Source organism: Microcystis sp. M179S2 (genome assembly GCF_020245805.1).
Taxonomy (GTDB): domain Bacteria; phylum Cyanobacteriota; class Cyanobacteriia; order Cyanobacteriales; family Microcystaceae; genus Microcystis; species Microcystis aeruginosa.
Window position 1 is genome coordinate 1 of record NZ_JADBUE010000317.1, and the last position, 3,331, is coordinate 3,331.

The window sequence follows — 3,331 nt, forward strand, 5'->3', positions numbered from 1 at the left end:
CGGCTAAGGAACGGGTAGCTTTCTTAGTAATGACGACACCTCGAAAGAAAACAACTGCATTGATTGATTCTACCCGTTTCTGTGTTCCGGAGGAAAAGCGCTCTCTAGTTGGCAAATTTAATTTGACTGGAATGTATAACAGCCATTTCTCCACAGACATCCGTATCATACCAAGAGCCAACCGAACCATAAATATTGATGGTTCTACTCTTGATCACGAAAATCGCCCGTTCAAGAAAACTTAACAATGCCCACCAGCGATCGCAGTCACAAGGCTAAAGCGATCGCACTGGATGAAGGGGTTTCTAAGGCGATCGCCAAAGGTTTAAGGATGCGAGGGATTGATGTTACAATGTCTTCAGAGGAAAGACTGATTGGGGCTTCTGATCAAGAGCAATTAGTTTATGCTTTGTCGCAAGGCCGAGTTGTTTTCACGTTTCATGTCTCTGATATTGGCATCTGCGATCGCCAATGATTAGGTTTTGGTTTTTAAATTTAAGATCAGTTTTGCAGACATGAAGAAAATTTGGCAAGGTCTTTTTTCTGTAGTTATTTAGAAGTAGAGGTTGAATTAACCGATGAGCGAGAACAGCATATTATTGTTCGCCATCCAGGTACATTACCCGATTATGAGGAGCAATTAGCCCAGACTTTAGCTGATCGAGATTTAATTCGTTCTAGCGATTGCGATGAAAAGGCGTTGTTATTTTCTAAGTGGTTTTCAACGATTCGGACGGGACGATTTTTAATTGTGGTGGTGGTTTCCCAAACTGATCTTAGTCGTCATTGGATCGTGACTATATACACAGCCCGAAAAATTACAGGGGGAATAATGGTATGGAAAAAAATCTAACTTTTCGCTATGACCCGACGGGAGATATTCTTTATGTAGATGTCTGTTCTCCCTATGCAGATCAAGAGTCGGAGGAGATTGGGGATGAAATTGTCGCTCGTCTAAATCCGACTTCTGGGGAGATTGAGAATTTGGAGATTTTATTTTTCTCGAAACGCTGGAATCAATCCTTACCGTTACAATTGCCGATTGATGCTGCTTTTCGATTAGTGGGATAATGGGACACCCCCTACGCAATCGGCGATCGCACTATTTTGACAGTTCAAGCAACAGCAAGATTGGTCGGCATGGCGTAACGTAATATTATAAAAATATGTCGTATTCAAGAGTAAAAAGACTTGTTAGATAGCATACTCAGTCTAAAAAAAATTGAATTTGATGACTGAAGGTAAATTTTTAGCTTACATTAACATCAGCAAAAGCCAAGAGGTTACTAATGACTCAAGCGATTCGTCAAACAATTTTTGTTCAGTCAGATGGTCGTCTAGAAATTCAGTCAGATCAGCTTTTCCCTGGGAGAAAAGTAGAGGTTATTATTATTCTGGAAGATGACCCTGCAATATCATCAGCAGAAGCTTTAGCCATTAAGAGATTGGAAAATTTAGGTGATCCGCAGGAATGGATAACTGGGGTTGAAGCAGAGGAAGAAATTGATGAGCATGAGTTAAGGGAATGGGTTAAAAGTTGTGGTCACTAAAAATCATTTAGAGTAACACGCCGATCGCCGCTTCATTTCTCCCTAATTTACTTAAACTTATGCAGATGTCTTCAGGGGGACGAGGGGGAGTTGATTGATAATAAATTCACCGAGTTGCACTTTTTTGCTGGCATTATCAATGTCTAAACCGACTAGGTTCCCTAATTCATCGTAATCGGCAACGACTCCTTCTGAAATTTCTTGGCTATCAACACTGGATTTGTCTGCAAGGTGGATATAAAGGGAGTCTGTTTCTGGGTAGTAGTTAATCTTCATGGTCTAAAGCTCCGGTCTGGAAAGGCGTTGTGGATAGTCAGCTTATCTTCTAGGGTAATGACTCTCAGGTATCGATCGCCAAATTCTTTTATCTGCGCCCAAAAGCGAAAACGATTATCTTCTTGAGGTTCACAGCGAATAGGGTTTTCGATAACGTAAATACACCATTCTTTTTTGAGGTAAGGGCGTTTTGTTAAAACATCATTTTCAAAAAGGGAAGTGGGTGATCACCATTCAGCCCAAAACGTTGGTTAGCGATCGCCTTCATTCTTCAGTCCTGAATAGTTATGCCCCAGAAGACGAAGGTTTATATGACGATTATTAAAGGCGGAGCCAATCTTTCAGCCCGTTTTCAATTAATTTCATCTGTGATTCCGATAGCATTCCAAGCTTTTTCACAAAATAGGGTGGAGGAACGGTTACAAAACCCTGAAGTAGGAAGGCACCTTTTCTTTTCAGAAAGGGAAGGTCGATCTGAATCTCATATTGGGAGCCTCTGATACTAGTTGTATGAGGAATCACACCAATCAAAGCTCGATCCTCATCTCCATAAGGTTCACTCACAACAAGAGCGGGGCGTACTTTTGCTGCTATCCCAAAATCAATCAACCAAACTTCGCTACGAACTGGCTTCGGATTCCCCATCTGCTTCCTCCTCTGCATCTAGACGAGCAAACGATTGAGCGGCAAAAAGAACTGCATCATCATTACTCCAATCACCATAGTCTCCAGTCGGACTCAGGCTGGCTGAAAGGAACTCAGATTTTTCTCTAGCTGAAAGTTTTTTGAACTGTCTAAGAAGTGTTACAACGGCTTCACTCATGGCTTCAACTGATCGCTTGTAGATTACTTTCTGTCCACTAGGTTAGCACGGCGCTCGCTCTTTCAAAAACCAACTTTCAAAAACCAAAATGATCGCGGTTTTAAACTTTAATTAATAAGAAGACAGCGATCGCACTGGATGAAAGGGTTTATCAGGTGATCGCCAATATCTTGCGGTGGTTCGGTGAAGCGGATTTGTCCATCCTGATAAATGCCTTCGATGGTTTTTAGCATGGTTTGCTGTTTGGTTGGTTTCCTTTTTAATTTTAACGGCTAATTTCAACGGACTGGCTCTGTAATTCCTGTCTGCTCAAAAGCTTGGCGATGATACAAGTATTCCTGATGCCGCAATAAAAGGCGCGTTAAGTAACACATCCGACACGAGCAGTGAGCGCATTTTTAAGAAAAATGCTACAATCCATAGAAATAAATTAAATTAACGATTATGTCATCTTTAGTTTTTACACAACACATTGAAGTAACACCTGGTGTTTGTGGGGGCAAACCTCGTATTGCGGGTCACCGTATTAAAGTACGAGATAGGCTCTTCTGGTTTTCGTGTGTTAATTTTTGTTATGAATTAAAGCAAGCAAACAGCTTAAGTCGAAGATGTTGAAAATTGGTAAATCCATAACTCATTCTTTTAATAAGCTTTATTTTGGTATTCATTCCCTCAATTAATC

General features: G+C 40.9%; 10 protein-coding genes and 1 pseudogene. 6 read left to right on the top strand and 5 right to left on the bottom strand.

Annotated features, from left to right (window positions below):
• The 5 genes from IM500_RS19880 to IM500_RS19900 all read left to right on the top strand — a co-directional run.
• A partial coding sequence (locus IM500_RS19880; protein WP_287739393.1) for a hypothetical protein occupies positions 1 to 245 on the top strand: 245 nt, incomplete at its 5' end.
• Between the two features lie 2 nt (positions 246 to 247).
• Positions 248 to 475 carry a DUF5615 family PIN-like protein gene (locus tag IM500_RS19885; protein WP_287739394.1) on the top strand — a complete coding sequence of 76 codons (228 nt, stop codon included), beginning with the start codon at positions 248 to 250 and terminating at the stop codon, positions 473 to 475.
• 51 nt (positions 476 to 526) lie between these two features.
• Positions 527 to 853 (top strand): hypothetical protein, encoded by a 327-nt coding sequence (locus IM500_RS19890; protein WP_287739395.1) that lies wholly within the window; start codon positions 527 to 529, stop codon positions 851 to 853.
• Complete coding sequence (locus IM500_RS19895) at positions 838 to 1,071, top strand: DUF2283 domain-containing protein (protein ID WP_002769319.1); 234 nt, start codon at positions 838 to 840, stop codon at positions 1,069 to 1,071. The genes IM500_RS19890 and IM500_RS19895 overlap by 16 nt, the downstream gene beginning before the upstream one ends.
• A gap of 218 nt (positions 1,072 to 1,289) precedes the next feature.
• The gene (locus tag IM500_RS19900) at positions 1,290 to 1,550 is read left to right on the top strand and encodes a hypothetical protein (RefSeq protein ID WP_287739396.1); all 261 of its coding nucleotides are present in this window, start codon (positions 1,290 to 1,292) and stop codon (positions 1,548 to 1,550) included.
• A 57-nt stretch (positions 1,551 to 1,607) separates the two neighbouring features.
• Here the strand turns inward: IM500_RS19900 and IM500_RS19905 are convergent, their stop codons facing one another.
• The 4 genes from IM500_RS19905 to IM500_RS19920 all read right to left on the bottom strand — a co-directional run bounded on the left by IM500_RS19905 (position 1,608) and on the right by IM500_RS19920 (position 2,882).
• Positions 1,608 to 1,826 carry a DUF2283 domain-containing protein gene (locus IM500_RS19905; protein ID WP_002769327.1) on the bottom strand — a complete coding sequence of 73 codons (219 nt, stop codon included), beginning with the start codon at positions 1,824 to 1,826 and terminating at the stop codon, positions 1,608 to 1,610.
• A 321-nt stretch (positions 1,827 to 2,147) separates the two neighbouring features.
• Entirely contained in the window at positions 2,148 to 2,471 is a 324-nt protein-coding gene (locus IM500_RS19910; protein WP_004163786.1) for a type II toxin-antitoxin system PemK/MazF family toxin, read from the bottom strand.
• Positions 2,446 to 2,649 (bottom strand): hypothetical protein, encoded by a 204-nt coding sequence (locus tag IM500_RS19915; RefSeq protein ID WP_002797544.1) that lies wholly within the window; start codon positions 2,647 to 2,649, stop codon positions 2,446 to 2,448. Before IM500_RS19915 ends, IM500_RS19910 begins: the two co-directional genes overlap by 26 nt.
• A 107-nt stretch (positions 2,650 to 2,756) precedes the next feature.
• Entirely contained in the window at positions 2,757 to 2,882 is a 126-nt protein-coding gene (locus IM500_RS19920; RefSeq protein WP_287739397.1) for a hypothetical protein, read from the bottom strand.
• 211 nt (positions 2,883 to 3,093) lie between these two features.
• Between IM500_RS19920 and IM500_RS19925 the strand changes: the two are divergent.
• Positions 3,094 to 3,201: pseudogene (locus tag IM500_RS19925) on the top strand (DUF433 domain-containing protein); the annotation flags it as partial.
• Positions 3,202 to 3,221: 20 nt separating this feature from the next.
• On the opposite strand, the gene IM500_RS19930 reads toward IM500_RS19925, so the two are convergent.
• Positions 3,222 to 3,331: transposase (locus tag IM500_RS19930; protein WP_271928149.1), on the bottom strand; the 110-nt coding region annotated here is incomplete at its 5' end.

Excerpts from the sequence above, each read along its gene's own strand:
- IM500_RS19885 (WP_287739394.1), top strand. The coding sequence starts at position 248 with ATGCCCACCAGCGATCGCAGTCACAAGGCTAAAGCGATCGCACTGGAT.
- IM500_RS19920 (WP_287739397.1), bottom strand. The coding sequence starts at position 2,882 with ATGCTAAAAACCATCGAAGGCATTTATCAGGATGGACAAATCCGCTTC.
- IM500_RS19895 (WP_002769319.1), top strand. The coding sequence starts at position 838 with ATGGAAAAAAATCTAACTTTTCGCTATGACCCGACGGGAGATATTCTT.
- IM500_RS19915 (WP_002797544.1), bottom strand. The coding sequence starts at position 2,649 with ATGAGTGAAGCCGTTGTAACACTTCTTAGACAGTTCAAAAAACTTTCA.
- IM500_RS19900 (WP_287739396.1), top strand. The coding sequence starts at position 1,290 with ATGACTCAAGCGATTCGTCAAACAATTTTTGTTCAGTCAGATGGTCGT.
- IM500_RS19905 (WP_002769327.1), bottom strand. The coding sequence starts at position 1,826 with ATGAAGATTAACTACTACCCAGAAACAGACTCCCTTTATATCCACCTT.
- IM500_RS19910 (WP_004163786.1), bottom strand. The coding sequence starts at position 2,471 with ATGGGGAATCCGAAGCCAGTTCGTAGCGAAGTTTGGTTGATTGATTTT.